The 16,093-nt window shown below is 71.6% G+C and carries 15 protein-coding genes; 11 read left to right on the top strand and 4 right to left on the bottom strand.

The genetic code is table 11. The features are described from left to right. Positions 1-25: 25 nt before the first annotated feature. The 3 genes from LXT12_RS22125 to LXT12_RS22115 are packed head-to-tail and all read left to right on the top strand — an operon-like array spanning position 26 to position 4,028. Entirely contained in the window at positions 26-898 is an 873-nt protein-coding gene (locus LXT12_RS22125; RefSeq protein WP_233394468.1) for a DMT family transporter, read from the top strand. Continuing rightward, positions 895-2,013: an enoyl-CoA hydratase/isomerase family protein gene (locus LXT12_RS22120; protein ID WP_233394467.1), complete on the top strand. Its 1,119-nt coding sequence runs from the start codon at positions 895-897 to the stop codon at positions 2,011-2,013. The genes LXT12_RS22125 and LXT12_RS22120 overlap by 4 nt, the downstream gene beginning before the upstream one ends. Then, positions 2,010-4,028, top strand: coding sequence for an acyltransferase family protein (locus LXT12_RS22115; RefSeq protein ID WP_233394466.1), 2,019 nt, complete (start codon positions 2,010-2,012; stop codon positions 4,026-4,028). The genes LXT12_RS22120 and LXT12_RS22115 overlap by 4 nt, the downstream gene beginning before the upstream one ends. On the opposite strand, the gene LXT12_RS22110 is transcribed toward LXT12_RS22115, so the two are convergent. Then, positions 4,025-4,570 (bottom strand): hypothetical protein, encoded by a 546-nt coding sequence (locus LXT12_RS22110; protein WP_233394465.1) that lies wholly within the window; start codon positions 4,568-4,570, stop codon positions 4,025-4,027. The genes LXT12_RS22115 and LXT12_RS22110 overlap by 4 nt on opposite strands. Next, positions 4,567-5,181 carry a cysteine hydrolase family protein gene (locus tag LXT12_RS22105; protein ID WP_233394464.1) on the bottom strand — a complete coding sequence of 205 codons (615 nt, stop codon included), beginning with the start codon at positions 5,179-5,181 and terminating at the stop codon, positions 4,567-4,569. The genes LXT12_RS22110 and LXT12_RS22105 overlap by 4 nt, the downstream gene beginning before the upstream one ends. A gap of 101 nt (positions 5,182-5,282) precedes the next feature. Between LXT12_RS22105 and dusA the strand changes: the two genes are divergently transcribed. From dusA to LXT12_RS22080, 5 genes are all read left to right on the top strand, one after another. Then, on the top strand, positions 5,283-6,308 hold the full coding sequence (dusA, locus tag LXT12_RS22100) for a tRNA dihydrouridine(20/20a) synthase DusA (protein WP_233394463.1): 1,026 nt from the start codon (positions 5,283-5,285) through the stop codon (positions 6,306-6,308). 13 nt (positions 6,309-6,321) lie between these two features. Continuing rightward, positions 6,322-6,903 carry a methylated-DNA--[protein]-cysteine S-methyltransferase gene (locus LXT12_RS22095; protein ID WP_233394462.1) on the top strand — a complete coding sequence of 194 codons (582 nt, stop codon included), beginning with the start codon at positions 6,322-6,324 and terminating at the stop codon, positions 6,901-6,903. Between the two features lie 157 nt (positions 6,904-7,060). Beyond that, on the top strand, positions 7,061-8,107 hold the full coding sequence (locus LXT12_RS22090; RefSeq protein WP_233394461.1) for a CAP domain-containing protein: 1,047 nt from the start codon (positions 7,061-7,063) through the stop codon (positions 8,105-8,107). A gap of 61 nt (positions 8,108-8,168) precedes the next feature. Then, positions 8,169-8,633 carry a CYTH domain-containing protein gene (locus LXT12_RS22085; protein WP_233394460.1) on the top strand — a complete coding sequence of 155 codons (465 nt, stop codon included), beginning with the start codon at positions 8,169-8,171 and terminating at the stop codon, positions 8,631-8,633. 112 nt (positions 8,634-8,745) lie between these two features. Then, a complete protein-coding gene (locus LXT12_RS22080; protein WP_233394459.1) occupies positions 8,746-10,827 on the top strand; it encodes a TonB-dependent receptor in 2,082 nt (693 codons plus the stop codon). A gap of 6 nt (positions 10,828-10,833) precedes the next feature. On the opposite strand, the gene LXT12_RS22075 is transcribed toward LXT12_RS22080, so the two are convergent. Together LXT12_RS22075 and LXT12_RS22070 are read right to left on the bottom strand one after the other, a co-directional pair. Further along, positions 10,834-11,814: a recombination-associated protein RdgC gene (locus tag LXT12_RS22075; protein WP_233394458.1), complete on the bottom strand. Its 981-nt coding sequence runs from the start codon at positions 11,812-11,814 to the stop codon at positions 10,834-10,836. Positions 11,815-11,888: 74 nt separating this feature from the next. Then, entirely contained in the window at positions 11,889-12,530 is a 642-nt protein-coding gene (locus LXT12_RS22070) for a DsbA family oxidoreductase (RefSeq protein ID WP_233394457.1), read from the bottom strand. 201 nt (positions 12,531-12,731) lie between these two features. On the opposite strand from LXT12_RS22070, the gene LXT12_RS22065 reads away from it, so the two are divergent. From LXT12_RS22065 to LXT12_RS22055, 3 genes are read left to right on the top strand one after another with little or no spacing between them, the layout of a single operon-like run. Then, on the top strand, positions 12,732-13,973 hold the full coding sequence (locus LXT12_RS22065) for a hypothetical protein (RefSeq protein ID WP_233394456.1): 1,242 nt from the start codon (positions 12,732-12,734) through the stop codon (positions 13,971-13,973). An 8-nt stretch (positions 13,974-13,981) separates the two neighbouring features. After that, the gene (locus LXT12_RS22060) at positions 13,982-14,425 is read left to right on the top strand and encodes a hypothetical protein (protein WP_233394455.1); all 444 of its coding nucleotides are present in this window, start codon (positions 13,982-13,984) and stop codon (positions 14,423-14,425) included. Continuing rightward, positions 14,422-16,035 carry a sensor domain-containing diguanylate cyclase gene (locus LXT12_RS22055; protein ID WP_233394454.1) on the top strand — a complete coding sequence of 538 codons (1,614 nt, stop codon included), beginning with the start codon at positions 14,422-14,424 and terminating at the stop codon, positions 16,033-16,035. The genes LXT12_RS22060 and LXT12_RS22055 overlap by 4 nt, the downstream gene beginning before the upstream one ends. Positions 16,036-16,093: the final 58 nt, after the last annotated feature.

Below are 16,093 nucleotides of genomic sequence, written 5' to 3'. Positions count from 1 at the left end.
GCCCCGTTTGACGGGGCGCTCTTTCATGAGTCATCGATCCGCCGTCCTGTTGATGCTTCTGGTCACGCTGATGTGGAGTTCGGCGGGCGTGGTCACGCGGCATCTGGAGGCGGCGCGGGGGTTCGAGATCACGTTCTGGCGCAGCGGCTTCAACGCCCTGGCCCTGCTGCTCATCCTGGGCGTCATGCGGGGCAGGGCGCTGCTGCCGGCCCTGCGCGGCGTGGCCGTCTGGGCCTCGGGCCTGTGCTGGGCCGTCATGTTCACGGCCTTCATGGTGGCGCTGTCCCTCACCACCGTGGCCAACGTGCTGGTGACCATGTCCCTCGGGCCGCTGCTGACGGCGCTGTTCGCGCGCGCCTTCCTGCGCCAGCACGTTCCCGGGCGGACGTGGGCCGCCATCGTCGTGGCCGGCATCGGCATCGCCTGGATGTTCGGCCAGCAGGCCGGCTCGGGCGGCAGCCTGGTCGGCGTGCTCGTCGCCTTGGGCGTGCCGTTGGCCGCGGCGAGCAACTGGTGCCTGCTGCAGAAGGTGGGCAGCCGGGGTGACATGCTGCCGGCCGTCCTGATCGGCGCCCTGCTGTCCATGTCGGCCACGCTGCCGCTGGCCTGGCCTCTGCAGGCCGGCACCCACGACCTGGGGCTGCTCGCCTTCCTGGGCGTCTTTCAGCTCGCCGTGCCCTGCCTGCTTGCCGTGCGGCTGGCCCGTCAGCTCCCCAGCCACGAGATCGCCCTGCTCGGCCAGGCCGAAACCCTGCTCGGCGTGCTCTGGGCCTGGCTCTTTGCGGGCGAACACCCAGGCAGCGCCGCCTTGATTGGCGGTAGCCTCGTGCTCGCCGCGCTCATCGCCAACGAAGCGATGAGCCCCTCCAACGACAAACCTGCCCTCCAGAACGCATGACCGACCTGATCCCGCCCCTGGTGTCCGACGGCCAGATCCTGGCCGAGGTCAATGGCTGCCTCGGCCTGATCACGCTGAACCGCCCGCAGGCGCTGAACGCCTTGTCCCTGCCCATGATCCGCGACATGACGGCGTTGCTGCGCCACTGGGCGCAAGCGCCCCAAGTCCAGGCCGTGGCCGTGCTGGGCGCGGGCCGCGAAGGCAAGCCGCCCGCCTTCTGCGCCGGCGGCGACATCCGCTTCTTCCACCAGGCCGCCCACGCCGGCGACCCGGCGCTCGGCGATTTCTTCACCGAGGAATACCGCCTCAACCACCTCATCCACCACTTTCCCAAGCCCTATGTCGCGCTGATGGACGGCATCGTCATGGGCGGCGGCATGGGCATCAGCCAGGGCGCCAAGCTGCGCGTGCTCAACGAGCGCTCCAAGCTGGCCATGCCCGAGACGGGCATCGGCCTCTTCCCCGACGTGGGCGGCGGCTGGTTCCTGGCCCAATGCCCGGGTCATGTCGGCGAATGGCTGGCCCTGACCGGCCACGCCATCGCCGCGGGCGACGCCATCGAATGGGGCCTGGGCGACGTCTTCGTGCGCGCCGAGCAGTGGCCGGCGTTGGTGGACGACCTGCGCCATGGCGACCAGCCCAGCGCCGAGCACGTCGTCGCGACCGTCATGGAGCGGGTCGACCTCGCGCCCGTGTCGGCCCCCAAGGCCACACTCGACCGCATCGACCGCCACTTCGGCCAGCCCAGCCTGGCCGCCATCCTCGACTCCCTGGCCGCCGCGGGGGACGACGCCTGGGCCCGCGAGGCGCTGGCCACCCTGTCCAGGCGCTCGCCGCTGATGATGGCCGTTACGCTGGAGCTGGTGCGGCGCGGCCGGCGGCTGAGCCTGGCCGAGGACCTGCGCCTGGAGCGCGACCTCGTCCACCACGCCTTCCACCTGCGCGGTGCCGCGCGCAGCGAGACGGTCGAGGGCATCCGCGCCCTGGCCGTCGACAAGGACCATGCGCCCCGCTGGAGTCCGGCCAGCGTCACCGAGGTCGACCCCGCCGAGGTGGCCGCCTTCTTCAAGAGCCCCTGGCCGCCGGAGCAGCATCCGCTCAAGGATCTCGCATGAATTCGGTCGTTCCGGCCTCCGTCTCGCAGGCGGCCGGGGCCGGCGTGGCGGGCACCCTGGCCCGCGGCTTCAACCCGGGCCTGCAAGGCATGCGCGGCCTGGCCATCCTGCTGGTGCTGCTCAACCACGCGGAGGTGGCCGGCTTCCACGGCGGCTTCGTCGGCGTCGACATCTTCTTCGTCATCTCGGGCTACCTGATCGGCGGCCTGCTGCTGCGTGAGCACGAGCGCAGCGGCGGCATCGACCTGTGGGCCTTCTACGCCCGGCGGGTGCGGCGCCTGCTGCCGGCGGCGGCCCTGGTGCTGGCAGTCACCGTCGTGGGCATCCGCCTGCTCTACGCGCCCCAGGAGCAGGACGAATTGCTGTCCTCCGCCCGGGCGGCCGCCCTGTATGCCGCCAACCTCTGGTTCGCCAGCCGTCCGACCGACTATTTCGGCGGCCACACCGAGGCCAACCCCGCGCTGCACCTCTGGTCCCTCGCCGTGGAGGAGCAGTTCTACCTGTTCTGGCCGGTGCTGATGCTGCTCGCCGTGCGGTTCGCCCGTGCCACGCCGCGTCGGGTCACGGGTGTGCTCGTCGTCGTCCTCGGCGGCTTGAGCTTCGTCGCCTGCGGCGTGGTCTCGCTGGTCAATTTCAAATACGCCTTCTTCCTCACGCCGTTTCGCATCTGGGAGTTCGGCGCCGGCATGGCGGTTGCCGTCTGGCCAGGGCTGGCCACGCGCTGGAGCCCGCGCACGGTGGCCGCCATGGGCTGGGCGGCCTTCGGCATCCTCGTCGCCGTGTCTCTGCTGTTCGACGGCCGCATGCGCTTTCCCGGCTTCTGGGCGGGGCTGCCTGTGGCCGCGGCCGCCTTGCTGCTGGTGGTCGTGCAGCACGGCGGACAGTCGGCCGTGGGCCGGCTGCTGCAGTCCTGGCCCATCCGTCGGCTGGGCGACTGCTCCTACTCCGTCTACCTGTGGCATTGGCCGGTGCTGATCGGCGCGGCCCTCGTCGTACCTCGGCCCGATGCCTGGCTGACCGTCTGCCTCATCCTGCTCTCCATCGGCCTGGGCGCCTTGTCCTACCGCTTCGTCGAGCAGCCCTTCATGCATTCGCTCTTCCCGGGGCGCCCCTCGCGGCAGGTGGTCTTCGCTGGCCTGGCCTTGTGTGTGGCCGTGGCCGCCGCGGCCCAGTTCAGCCGCGGCTTCATCCATGTCGGCCCCGAGCAGGAGCGCTTCCAGCGCGCGGCGCGCTGGGACGCGACCGAAGCCTCCGGTTGCCTCACCCTCGCCGACGCCGTCGACCAGCCGCCCTGTGAATTCGGCCCAGCCGAGCCCAAGGCGACGGTGGTGCTCTTCGGCGACTCGCATGCCTCGCAGTGGTTCGTGCCCTTCGAGCAGTTGGCGCGGCAGCAGCAGTTCCGCCTCGTCGTGCTGACCAAGTCGGCCTGTCCCTCGGTCGACGTGCCGGTCGCCGTCTACACCACCCTGGCCGACTACCGCGAGTGCAGCATCTGGCGCGAGAAGATGTTCCAGCGCATCGAGCGCCTGAAGCCGGACGTCGTGGTCATGGCCAGTTCCTCGGGCTACAACATCCGCCCCGACCGCTGGCAGGCCGGCCTGGACCGCAGCGTCGAGCGCCTGCAGCGCCTCGACGCCCGGGTGGGCTATGTGAGGGACATCCCCTTCCCGGGCTTCGACGTGCCGGGTTGTCATGCCCGGGCGGCCTGGCGGGCCTGGTCGACCGACGGTGCCTGCACCTACCGTGCCGCCGACGAAGAGGCGCGCATCGCACCGCTGGCCGAGGCCGAGGCCGCCGTGCTGGCGCAGCGCAACGCGCGCTTCATCAACCTCTCCAGCGCCATCTGCAGCGAGCCGGTCTGCCGGACGGCCCGCGACGGCATGGTGATGTTCAAGGACCGCAACCACCTGACGGAAGAGTTCGCACGCAGCCTCGCGCCACAACTGCAGGCGCCGCTGCTGGATCTTCTGAGGGCGAGTCCGGCAGCGGCGCGCTTCAGGGCGCCGGCAGGCTAGGGCGAAGCAGGGTGGGGCAGGTCGCCCTCCAGCAGCCGCTGGCCGCGCGACTCGAAATCCCAGCCTCCATCGTCCCGGCGGGTAAAGATCCAGAAGCGGTCGAAGCAGTCGTCCGACCAGTCCGCCGGCGCCCCCTGCGGCCCTTTCGCCAGGGCCTGGGCGATGCGGCCCAGGCCGCGGTGGTCCCAGGACACCAGCACCAGGCCTTCCTGCCGCGAGGCGGCATCGGCCAGCGCCAGCTCCTCGCCCTTGCCGAAGCGGCAGTCCAGCGGCCTTTGCAGCCGCGCCGCCAGCGGCATCAGCGTGCTCAGCGGCCGGCGGCTCGGCCGCTGCGCCGAGGGGCCGGCGGCGAACAGCGCGTCCGGCACGCCCAGGTCGCCGCCGCCGGGCGCGAAGAAGCGCGCCAGCGCCCCGGCCCGCTGCCAGCCGCGCACGCTCAGCTCATGCTCGTCCTCGTGCCCGCCCGGGGCCACCCCGACGATGCGCCCGTCACCGCTGGGCTTCTCGGCGTGCCGGATGAGGACGATGCGTCGCGCGCTCACGAGTGCTCCCTTCGGCCCGGCTTGCGACTCGCGGCGCTCGACGAGGGCCGCACGTCGGCCTTCAGCGCCTGGCGCATCCAGTCCAGGGCCTGGGCGTGCATCTGCGGTGACTCCGCTGCCGTGCAGTCGGCCGGCACCCAGAGTTTGTAGCCGCGCACATAGGCGTCCATGGCGGTGCACATGACGCAATAGTCGGTGGCAAGGCCCGTGATGACCAGTTCACGCGTGCCGAGCTGGTCCAGCAGCAGCTCCAGCGGCGTGGCGTGGAAGCCCGAGTGGCGCGGCTTGAGCACCATCAGGTCGTCCCCGCCCGGGGCCAGCTCGCGTACCAGGCGCGAGGCCGGGCCGCCGCGGCGCCGGCAATGCGAGACCAGGGTGCGGAAGTCCGACCGCCACTGGCCGAAGTTGTCGTTGACGTAGAGGGCGCGCACGCCGTCGGCCTGCAGGCGCTTCTTCAGCGCCGCCGTCGCCCGGGCGGCCTCCAGCGCCGCTGGCGCCAGGTCCTCGGCGCCGACGAACTGCAGCGGGTTGATGAAATCCACCATGAGCAGCACCCGCCTGGACTTGGGCAGATCCTCCTGCTTCACGACCTCGCCTTGGGCCTTCGCCATGCAAAACCTCCGGTCGATCCTGGGGTTTGGTGCCCCGGCAAATCCGGCTCCCGCGGGCCTGCGGGCACAATTCGGGGCCAAGCAGTGGTGATGGACGCCGGATGGATTTCGAGACAGAACGACAGCAAACACCGGGCGCCGGCTTCTCCCCCTGGCGCCTGTCCGTCGCGCCCATGATGGACTGGACGGACCGCCACTGCCGCTACCTGCACCGCCTCATCACCCGCGGCACGCTGCTCTACACCGAGATGGTGACGACCGGCGCCCTGCTGCATGGCGACCAGGGCCGCCACCTCGACTTCAACGCGGAGGAGCACCCCGTGGCCCTGCAGCTCGGCGGCAGCGAGCCCGAGGACCTGGCGGCCTGCGCGCGGCTGGCCGAGCGTTGGGGCTACGACGAGGTCAACCTGAACTGCGGCTGCCCCAGTGAGCGGGTGCAGCGCGGCGCCTTCGGGGCCTGCCTGATGGCCGAGCCGCAGCTGGTGGCCGACTGCGTCAGGGCCATGCGCGAGGCCACCACGCTGCCCGTGACCGTCAAGCACCGCATCGGCATCGACAGGATCGAGAGCTACGCCTTCGTGCGCGACTTCGTCGGTACGGTGGCGGCGGCGGGCTGCGAGGTCTTCATCGTCCATGCCCGCAATGCCTGGCTGCAGGGGTTGTCGCCCAAAGAGAACCGCGAGATCCCGCCGCTGCGGTACGAGCTGGTGGCTCAGCTCAAGCGCGACTTCCCGCACCTGACCATCGCCGTCAACGGCGGTTTGAAGACGGCCGACGAGATCGCCGCCCAGCTTGCCGTCGTCGATGGCGTCATGGTGGGCCGCGAGGCCTATCATGAGCCTTGGAGCATGGCCCGCTGGGACTCCCGCTTCTTCGGCCAGCCCGACCCCGCCGAGAGCCGCGAGCAGGTCGAGCAGGCATGGCTGGCCTACCTGGACCGCCTCCACGTGGCCGGGCAGGGCTGGGCCTACGCCATGCGCCATGCCCTGGGCCTGTGGAACGGCACCCCCGGTGCCCGACGCTGGCGCCAGGTGTGGAGCGACCACCGCCTGAAGACGCTGCCGCCGCGCGAGGTGGCCGAGCGCGCCACTGCCGCCCGACTGTCGGGTTTGGCGGTCGCCGCCTGAGAGGTTTCCAGGCATGGACGAGCCCGCCGACACCGAGCCGCGCCTGCCGCCCGGCGAGCCGCTGTGGAGCCATGGCTTCGACACGGCGCTGGGGCGTTGCGGCCTGGTCTGGAGCGAGCGCGGCATCGTCGCCTCCCTGCTGCCGGACGCCAGCCCGGCGCGGCTGGCGCGGCGGCACCCGACCGCCCGGCCCACGGTCGAGCTGCCGGCTCACATCGCCGACGCCGTCGAGGGCATACGCGCGCTGCTGGCCGGCGAGGCGCGAGACCTGAGCCATGTGGTGCTGGACGAGCGGGGCATCCCGGAGTTCCGGCGCCAGGTGCATGCCTTGACCCGCGCCATCCCGCCCGGCCAGACGCGCACCTACGGCGAGATCGCCGCCGCCCTGGGCCAGCCCGGCGCGGCGCGGGCGGTCGGCCGGGCCGAAGGCGACAACCCATTCCCGCCCATCGTCCCCTGCCACCGCGTCATGGGCGCCGGCGGCGAGCCCACCGGCTTCTCTGCGCCCGGCGGCATCGAGACCAAGCGCCGCCTGCTGCTCATCGAGGCGCGCGCCACCGGCCAGCTGGCCGGCGACCAGCAACCGCTGTTCTGAGCCGTTCCAGGACTGTCCGACACGGCCTCGCCTGCCGTCCTACAAGCGGATTCCACCTCCGCCGACGGACCGCCGCCTAACTAGCCCATCAAATGGCATCCGCCGGCGCTCAGACCGGTGTCATTCGAGGCGGCAGGCCCGCCGGTTGGGAAGCTTCATGAGCCCTGTTCACCGCAAGCCCGCAGCGGCTGCGCTGCTGCTGACTCTCGTGATGGCTGGCTGCGGCGGAGGCGGAGGAGGTGGCTCGCCGACTTCCGCGGCGCCCTCGGGCACGACGACGCCCGTCGACACACCCGCTCCCACGCCGCCGGCTTCCGGCACGCCGGGAACGCCCGCGCCCGCGCCGTCTTCGCCGACCGGCCAGGTCGGCTGCGCGGCGGGCGACTCGCCCACGGTCCGCGCCAGCGCTTTCTCGCTGTTGAACGTCGTGCGCACCGCGGCGGGACTGCCAGGTTTCGTCCGCATGTCTGCGCTGGACGGCACCGCCCAGGCGCATGCCCAGTACGTGGCGGCCAACGGCAGCGGCGGCTCCGAGGAGATCCCTGGCCAGCCCTGCTACACCGGTGCGGACTACGCCGCCCGCCTGGCGTCGGCCGGCGTCGCGACGGTCGACGTCTCGGGTGCGCGCTCCCGCAGCGAGAGCGTGCTGTCCTATGTGATGTCCGGCTCCGGCGACCCGGCGTCCTGGGACATGGTCAATGATCTGCTCAACAACCTCTACGGGCGCCTGCTGCTGCTGGACCCGCACACCCAGCAGCTGGGCATCGGCTTTTCGGCCCTGCCCGACGGGCCGCGCCGCGCCATGGTGGTGGACACCGCGCTCACGGCCGGCTCGGCCGGCGCGGGCAGCGGCGTCTGGGTCGTGTGGCCGCGCGATGGCGCCACCGGGCTGCCGGTGCAGATGCGCGCCTCCAACCTCAAGCCGCTGCCCGATGGCGTGACCGAAGGTTTTCCGGTGTCCCTGCATGCAGGGGACGAGGTCCAGATCAGCCGCTTCGTCATGGCCGATGCCGCCACGGGCACGCCGGTGCAGGCCACGCTGGTGACGGCGGCCAACGACCGCAACCTGCTGATGGGCCGCGGCGAGGCCGCCCTCGTGCCCGAGGCGCCCCTGGCCCCCGGCACCACCTACCGCGTCGAGCTGGACGGCCTGGTGGCCTCGCAGCCCATGCACCTGACCTGGTCCTTCGCCACCGCGCCCTGAGCCGGGCCAGGCCCGCGCCGATGAGGCACACTGCCTGCCCCGATGGCATGGAGGGCAGCGGATGGGCCTGGAGATCGAACGCAAATTCCTCGTCGTGGGCGAGGGCTGGCGCCAGCCGGCCGAGCGCCAGACGCGCTTCGTCCAGGGCTACCTGAACCGCGACCCCGCACGCACGGTACGGGTCCGCCTGGCCGGCGAACGGGGCTTCCTCACCATCAAGGGCGCCACCCGCGGCGCCACGCGCGCCGAGTTCGAGTACGAGGTGCCCGCCGCCGAGGCCCGCGAGCTCCTCGCGATGAGCGACGGGCCGGTGGTGGACAAGATCCGCCACCTCTGCGAGCACGAGGGCGACGTCTGGGAGGTCGACGAGTTCCTCGGCGCCAACGCCGGCCTCGTCGTCGCCGAGATCGAACTGCGGTCCGAGGCCCAGGCCTTCGCGCGGCCGGCCTGGCTGGGCGAGGAGGTCACCGGCGACGCCCGCTACGTCAATGCCAACCTGGCGGTGAAGCCTTTCTCGCGCTGGTGAGGCCAAGGGCCGGAATCGCCGCCCGCGACGCCGCCTGCGCCGGTCGGCGCCGCGCAGGAACGACGTTCGGAATTTCATACGCAGGCCACCGTTTCCAGGGACGATGCGCCGCATGGACCTGCTAGCGATGCCGCGGACGGCGCTCCGATTCCTTGCCGCCGCGCTGGCGGCCTCATCGCTGGCCGCCCGCGCCGAGCCGGCCGTGCTGGAGAAGGTGGAGGTCAACGGCCGCCACTACGACAACGCGGTCGGCAGCACTGACGCCGCGTCCGAAGGCACCATCCGCGCGGAGCTGCTCAAGAGCCGGCCGGCGCTGCGGCCCGGCGAGGTGCTGGAGTTCGTGCCTGGCGTCATCGTCACCCAGCACTCCGGCGACGGCAAGGCCAACCAGTATTTCCTGCGCGGCTTCAACCTCGACCACGGCACCGACTTCGCCACCACGGTCAACGGCCTGCCGGTCAACATGCCCAGCCACGGCCATGGCCAGGGCTACTCGGACCTGAACTTCCTCATCCCCGAGCTGGTCGACCACATCGAATACCGCAAGGGGCCCTATTTCGCCCGCAACGGCGACTTTTCCGCTGCGGGCTCCGCGGACATCGCCTACCGCCACACGCTGGACGAGAACTTCGCCGCGCTGACCCTGGGCCAGCGGCAGTTCCAGCGCTTCGTCGGCGGCGGCTCGGCCGCGCTGGGCGGCGGGCTGAAGCTGCTGGGGGCCGTGGAGGTGCAGCACAACGACGGTCCCTGGACGCTGCCCGAGCGCCTGCGCAAGAACAACGGCGTGGCGACGCTTTCGGGCGGCAGCCGGGCCGAGGGCTGGAGCGCCTCGTTGATGGCCTACGACGCCTCCTGGCGTTCGACCGACCAGGTGCCCGAGCGCCTCGTCGATGCCGGCACCTATGCCGGTCGGCCCTTCGGACGCTTCGACGCCATCGACCCCAGCGATGGCGGCGAGACCGGCCGCACCAGCCTGTCGGGCGAGTGGCACCGGGCCACCGACGGCCAGGCCACGCGGGCCTCGGTCTATGCCATCCACTACCGCCTCCGGCTCTTCTCCAACTTCACCTACGCCCTGGAGCGCCCGCAGCAAGGCGACCAGTTCTCGCAGCAGGACCGCCGCGACGTCTACGGGCTGAACGCCAGCCACGCCGTCGAGCACCGCCTCGGCGCGCTGTCCGCCCGGTCGGAAGTGGGCGTGCAAATGCGCCAGGACCGCATCCGCGTGGGCCTGTTCGACACCGTCGAGCGCCGCGTCACCGCCACCACGCGTGACGACGAGGTGCGCGAGACGCTGGCCGGCGTCTACGGCCAGACCTCGGTGGAGCTGACGCCCTGGCTGCGCGCCATCGCCGGCTTGCGGGCCGACCAGGGGCGCTTCCGCGTCCACAGCCTCACCGAGGCCGCCAACTCCGGAACGGCGTCCGCCCACCTCGTGTCGCCCAAGCTCGCCCTCATTGCTGGCCCCTGGGCGCGGACGGAGTTCTTCTTCAACGCGGGCCGTGGCTTCCACAGCAACGACGCCCGCGGCACCACGGCGACGGTGGACCCGAAGACCGGTGAACCGGTGGCCAAGGTGCCTGGCCTCGTCGCGGCGCGCGGCCTGGAGGTCGGCGCCCGCACCGAATGGTGGCCGGGCCTGCAAAGCTCGCTGGCGCTGTGGAAGCTGGACTTCGACTCCGAGCTCGTCTACGTGGGCGATGCCGGTGCGACCGAGGCCAACCGCCCGAGCCGGCGCCGCGGCGTCGAATGGAACAACCGCTACGTGCCGGCGCCCTGGCTGCTGCTGGATGCCGACTTCGCCTGGACGCATGCGCGCTTCGCCGACGCTGCGGCGGCCGGCGACCGAATTCCCAACGCGGTCGATAAGGTCGCCTCCGTCGCCCTGACGGTGCGCGACCTGGGGCCCTGGTCGGCCAGCCTGCAGTGGCGCTACCTGGGTTCAGGAGCGTTGGTCGAGGACGACAGCGTGCGTTCGCGCGCGTCGCTGACGACCAATCTGCGCGTCAGCCGCCGGCTGTGGCCGCGGGCGGAGCTGACGCTGGACGTCTTCAACCTGCTGGACCGCCGCGTCAACGACATCGAGTACTTCTACGAGTCGCAGCTGCCGGGCGAGGCCGCGCCGGTGGCCGACCGGCACGTCCACCCCGCCGAGCCGCGCACCGTGCGGCTCACGTTCAAGCAGGGCTTTTGACGGCCGTCACCAGGGCGGCGATTCGCTGATGGCTTCTTCGACCGGGGCGGGGAGGGCGGCGGGCGCCGCAGCCGGTGCCGCCGCGCCGGCGGCGAAGTCGTGCTCGCCGCCCAGGCCCTCGATGAGTGCCGGGATCAGTCGCCCCAGCTCGCCGGTGGCCAGGGCCGCATCGGCGTCGAAAGCCTCGTCGCCGCTGGCCTCGGGCCGGCCCTCGAAGGCCAGGTCCAGGAAGCTGATCTTCTTGATCGCGAACCCCTCGGTCAGCGTGAAGGCGACACGCTCGTTCCAGCTCAGCGCCAGCCGGGTGGGCATCTTGCCGCTGGTCAGGTGGGCGCGGACCTCGTCGATGTCCAGCGGGTGCCGCGCGTAGCGCACCACGGGCTTCTGCTCGTCGCTGCCCTTGAGCTCGCACTCGCGTTCGATCTGGAAGCCCTCGGGCGTCACGCCGTCCAGCAGCCAGGCCGCCATGCAGGCCGCCGGGCTTTCGGCCGTCTGCACCAGCTGCAGGGACAGCCCGGGGCTGGCCTGGATCAGCAGGGTGACGACTTCGTCGGCGCGGCTGCTGCTGCCGGCGTCCACGAAGAGCAGGCGCTGCTGGGGGGCGATCCAGACACGCGTGGCCGAGGACTTGGTGAAGGCGCGCGGCAGCAGCTCGTGCGTGGCCTGCTCCTTCAAGTCCTTGCGCGCCTTCTTGCCGGGCTTGCGGCCGGTGGCCTCCTCGATCTGCTCGGCCAGTTCGTCGACGCGCTCCTGCACGACGGACGAGGGCAGCAGGCGCTGCTCGCGCCTGAGCTTGAGCAGCCAGTGGCCGTCGATGACCTCCACGAGGGGCGCGTGCTCGACGCCGCGCGGCGGCGCCCAGCCGACGGCCAGGGCCTGGGTGGGCGTGCAGGGCAGGAAGGGCTCCTTGGCGAGCTGCTCGGCGAGCTGGGCGGCGTCAGTCTGCCAGCCTTCGCCGATGCGGTAGGTGATCAGGTTCTTGAACATGGGCTCGATACAAACGAGAAGCCCGCCAGCGGCGGGCTTGGGACAGAGGAGGGGATTGTCTCAGGCCCGGGCGGTCATTTCTCGTCCATGACCTGCCGCAGCAGCTTCTCGAAGACGTCCACCGACTGCCCGCCCTGGATGAGGTGGCGCTGGTTGACGACGATGGCCGGCACCGCATGGATGCCCTGGGCCTGGATGGTGGCTTCGTCGGCCTGCACTTCGTCGGCATAGCGGTCGTCGGCCAGTAGCTCGCGCGCCTCGGCCTGCGGCAGGCCGCTGGCCGTGGCGACCTCCAGCAGGGCGGCGGGGTCGGACACGTTCCGGCCTTCAGTGAAATAGGCCGTCAGCAACGCGCCCTTGAGGCGGCGTTGTACCGCGGGGCCGTAGGTCTCGCCGGCCCAATGCAGCAGGCGGTGGGCGTCGCGGGTGTTGTAGATGCGGCTGCGCGCCTGCATGCGGAACTCGAAGCCCAGGGCCGCGCCGCGCTCGCGAATGGCCTCGCGGGTGCCGGCCAGGGCGGCGGGGCTGGCGCCGTATTTCTCGGCCAGGTGCTCCTCGATGTCCTGGCCCTCGGGCCCCATGCCGGGGTTGAGCTCGAAGGGGTGGAAGTGCAGGTCCAGGCTCAGGCCAGGGATGCGCGCCGCGGCCGCTTCGAGGGAATGCAGGCCGATGGCACACCAGGGGCAAACGATGTCGGAGACGAAGTCGATACGCATGCGTGGGATTTTCACGGGGAGCCAACGACCCCGTCGTGCACAAGGTCGGGGCGTTCGTGATGGGGTTGCCGTTGATTGCGCCAGCGCATGTTCTGCGTCAGTCCCGTCGCCTGATAATCGTCCGGCAGCAGTTTCCGTGCCATGTCCTACAGCCTTTCCAAGAGATTCCGTCCGCCCCTGAGCGGCCTGTGCGCAGGCCTGTTGTCCGTCGTCTTGTCGACGGCGGCCCTGGGCGAGGAGGGGAGCGATCCCGCCGCCGCCAGCCTCAGGCTCAGCGGCTTCGGCAGCGTCGGCCTGAGCCATGTCGAGGCGCCGGCCGGCTGGGGCTATCGGCGGGAGATGACCCAGGGCGGCAGCGATGCGCGCTGGCGTGCCGACATCGACAGCCGGCTCGGCGCACAGGTGAACTACAGCGCCGGCCACCACGTGGAGCTGGTGGCCCAGGCCATCGCGAAGAAGCGCGGGCGCTACGCCGGCGACCTCGACGCCCTCGAATGGGCCTATGTCGCCTACCGTCCCGACGCGGACTGGACGCTGCGGGCCGGCCGCGTCAATCTCGATGCCTTCCTGATGGCCGACTACCGCAACGTGGGCTATGGCTTCACGGCTGCGCGTCCGCCGATCGAGCTCTACGGCATGCTGCCCACGACCCTCGATGGCGCCGACGCCGCACGCAGCTGGCTTCAGGGCGACACGCAATGGCGGGCCAAGCTGATGCTGGGCAGCGCCCATATCGGCGCCCCGCAACTGACCGTGCCGGGCCGCGTCCGGCATGTCGTCGGCGGCATGCTGTCGCGGGAGGAGAGCGGCCTGCTGGTGCGCGCCAGCGCGGCCCGCACGCGCATCGACTTCGATCTCGGCGCCGCGCAGCCGGCCCTCGACGCGCTGGCCCAGCTGCGCGCCCTGCCGCTGCCGGCCGTCGCCGAGCAGGCCCGCGCGCTGGGCGAGCGCCTGGGGTCTACCGGCTTCTGGGCCACTTTCCTCGAACTCGGCCTGCGGCACGAGTTGGCCGACTGGCAATGGAGCGCCGAGTTCGTGCGCATCTCGGCGGCGCCGATGATCAAGCTGTCGTCAGCCTACGCCACCATCGGCCGACGCGTGGGCGACTGGACGCCCTATGCCGGCTACGGCCGAACCCGCGATGCCATGCCGGCGCTGGCCGTGCCGAGTTGGCAGGCGGCGCTGGCCCCGGTCCTCGGGTTGCCTGCCGCTGGGCAGGCCCAGGCGCTCGCAACGGCCGTGGCGGCCAACGTCAACAGCTCGCGCCAGCAGCAGTCGGGCTGGTCGCTGGGCGCACGCTGGGACTTCCATCCCCAGGCCGCGTTGAAGCTGCAATGGGACCGCGTGCACGTGGAAGCGGCAGGCTCAGGTCTGTGGACCGGCGCCGATGGCAGGCCGGCGCATGCCAATGTCGCCACGGCGGTGGTGGACTTCATCTTCTGATGGTCGCCATGTTCCGCCGTCTCCTTCGCGTGGTCTGGCCGCTGCTGCTGCTGGCCACCGCCCTGCCGGCGCGCGCCGACTTCTACGTCGTCGTGCACACCTCCAATCCGCAGCGCAGCCTGACGCAGAAGGAAGCCGTCGACCTCTTCATGGGCCGCAGCCGTGCCTTCGCGAATGGCGATTTCGCGCTGATCTTCGATCTCCCGCGCGACCACCCCCGCCGCGCCGCCTTCTACCAGGCGCTCACCGGCCTGAGCGTGGCCCAGGTCAACAGCTACTGGTCGCGGCTGATGTTCTCCGGCCAGAGCGTGCCGCCGCAGTCGCTGCCCGACGAGGCGGCCATGGCGAGCATCCTGCGCCGCAATCCCAGCGCCCTCGGCTGGCTGAGCCGCGAACCCACCGAGCCCGGGCTGCGCGTGGTGCTGGTCCTCAAGGAATCCCCCGCCAAATGACGTCGATCGGCACGCCCCGCGTGCGCGGCACCCACAGCCTGCAGCTGCGCTTCATGCTGTGGGTGTTCGCCAGCGCCGCCCTGATCGCCGTCGTCGCGGCCACCGTCGCCTACCAGCTCGCCCAGGCGCGAGCCCTCGCCAGCGGACGCAGCAGCGTGGAGGCGCTGGCCACGGCCGTCGAGAAGACCCTGGCCATCGGTGCCTACGCGCAGGACGCCGTCCTGCTGCAGGAGGTGGCCGGCGGCCTGGCCCGCAACGAACTGGTCAACCGCGTGGAAGTGCTGGCCGCCGACGGCCGGGCGCTGGCCCAGGCACGGCGCCCGGGCGCCCCGGGCGACGCCCACGGCACGCTGCTGGCGCGGCCCCTGGTCTCGCCCTTCGATGCCAGGGAATCCCTCGGCCAACTGCGCGTCCACCTGAACGATGCCAAGGTGCAGGCCGACGCCGACCGCGAGGCCTACACGCTGGCGGCGGCCATGGCCGGCCAGGCGGCGCTGCTCGCCCTCATCCTCTACCTGCTCGCCGCGCGCATGGTGTCCCGGCCCATCGTGCGGCTGGCCAGCGCGATGCGGCGCACCGCGCCTGGCACCGGGGCCCACCTGGAGACCCCGGCCGCGCATGCGAACGACGAGATTGGCGTGCTGATCGCCGGAGCCAACACCCTGCTCGAAGCCAACGAGCGCCAGCTGCAGACCGAGCGGCGCCTGCGCGCCGAGGTCGAGGCCATGGAGGCGCAGTACCGCCAGATCTTCGACTCCAGCAGCGCCGGCATCTTCGTCATCGACGAGCGCGGCCGTCTCATCAACGGCAACCCGACGGTCTCGCGCGTCGTGGGCCTGAGCATGGACGCGCTGCGCAGCCTCAGCGAGGACGACTTCATCAGCCGCGTCTTCCACCGGCCCGACCTCGTGCGCCAGATGATCGACGAGGCGGTACGGCGCGGCGAGACGGTCTCGGCCGACCTGGAGCTCGTGCAGCACGGGGAATCGCGGCGCTGGGTGCATTGCCTGATCTCGGTGCAGCGAGCCGATGGCCAGACCGTGGAAGGGGTGATCTACGACATCACCGAACGCAAGAGCGACGAAAACGCCGTGCGCTACCGCGCCGAGCACGACGCCCTGACCGAGCTGAAGAACCGGGCGGCCGCCGAGGCGACGCTGGAGCGCTTCGTCAAAGAGGCGCGGGGGCGCAACGCGCCCCTGGCGGTGGCTTGCCTGGACCTCGACGGCTTCAAGCAGATCAACGACACCCACGGCCACCAGGCCGGCGACGAGGTGCTGGTGGCCTGCGCCGAGCGCATGCGGGCCGCGGTGAGGCGCTCGTCCGACCTGGTCGCCCGGCTCGGTGGCGACGAGTTCCTCATCGCGCTGCGCGACGTCGGGCCGGGCGATGCCGTGCTGGCGCAGGTGATGCAGGAGCTGGTGGCGACCCTGTCCCAACCCGTCCGCCTGTCCACGGGCCAGGAGGTCAGCGTCGGCGTCAGCATCGGCATCGCCTGCCTGCCCACGCACGGTGCCGACCCGCCCGGCCTCGTGCGCGCCGCCGACGAGGCGCTGTACCACGTCAAGCGCCATGGCAAGCAGGCGTTCGCGATCGCGCTGGCGAGCTGAAACCCGTGTGACGTGCGTGGCTTGGCGAGGCGGTTACCGTCGAGGCTTCGACAGCTTC

The sequence above is a fragment of the Pelomonas caseinilytica genome (genome assembly GCF_021353235.1).
GTDB lineage: Bacteria > Pseudomonadota > Gammaproteobacteria > Burkholderiales > Burkholderiaceae_C > Pelomonas > Pelomonas caseinilytica.
This window is presented reverse-complemented; position numbering and strand designations above follow the sequence as displayed.

What these genes read in the sequence shown, in the direction of transcription:
- LXT12_RS22075 (WP_233394458.1), bottom strand. Translation starts at nt 11,814, where the DNA reads ATGTTCAAGAACCTGATCACCTACCGCATCGGCGAAGGCTGGCAGACT.
- LXT12_RS22120 (WP_233394467.1), top strand. Translation starts at nt 895, where the DNA reads ATGACCGACCTGATCCCGCCCCTGGTGTCCGACGGCCAGATCCTGGCC.
- LXT12_RS22115 (WP_233394466.1), top strand. Translation starts at nt 2,010, where the DNA reads ATGAATTCGGTCGTTCCGGCCTCCGTCTCGCAGGCGGCCGGGGCCGGC.
- LXT12_RS22070 (WP_233394457.1), bottom strand. Translation starts at nt 12,530, where the DNA reads ATGCGTATCGACTTCGTCTCCGACATCGTTTGCCCCTGGTGTGCCATC.
- LXT12_RS22060 (WP_233394455.1), top strand. Translation starts at nt 13,982, where the DNA reads ATGTTCCGCCGTCTCCTTCGCGTGGTCTGGCCGCTGCTGCTGCTGGCC.
- LXT12_RS22085 (WP_233394460.1), top strand. Translation starts at nt 8,169, where the DNA reads ATGGGCCTGGAGATCGAACGCAAATTCCTCGTCGTGGGCGAGGGCTGG.
- LXT12_RS22055 (WP_233394454.1), top strand. Translation starts at nt 14,422, where the DNA reads ATGACGTCGATCGGCACGCCCCGCGTGCGCGGCACCCACAGCCTGCAG.
- LXT12_RS22125 (WP_233394468.1), top strand. Translation starts at nt 26, where the DNA reads ATGAGTCATCGATCCGCCGTCCTGTTGATGCTTCTGGTCACGCTGATG.
- dusA (WP_233394463.1), top strand. Translation starts at nt 5,283, where the DNA reads ATGGATTTCGAGACAGAACGACAGCAAACACCGGGCGCCGGCTTCTCC.
- LXT12_RS22095 (WP_233394462.1), top strand. Translation starts at nt 6,322, where the DNA reads ATGGACGAGCCCGCCGACACCGAGCCGCGCCTGCCGCCCGGCGAGCCG.
- LXT12_RS22090 (WP_233394461.1), top strand. Translation starts at nt 7,061, where the DNA reads ATGAGCCCTGTTCACCGCAAGCCCGCAGCGGCTGCGCTGCTGCTGACT.
- LXT12_RS22105 (WP_233394464.1), bottom strand. Translation starts at nt 5,181, where the DNA reads ATGGCGAAGGCCCAAGGCGAGGTCGTGAAGCAGGAGGATCTGCCCAAG.
- LXT12_RS22080 (WP_233394459.1), top strand. Translation starts at nt 8,746, where the DNA reads ATGGACCTGCTAGCGATGCCGCGGACGGCGCTCCGATTCCTTGCCGCC.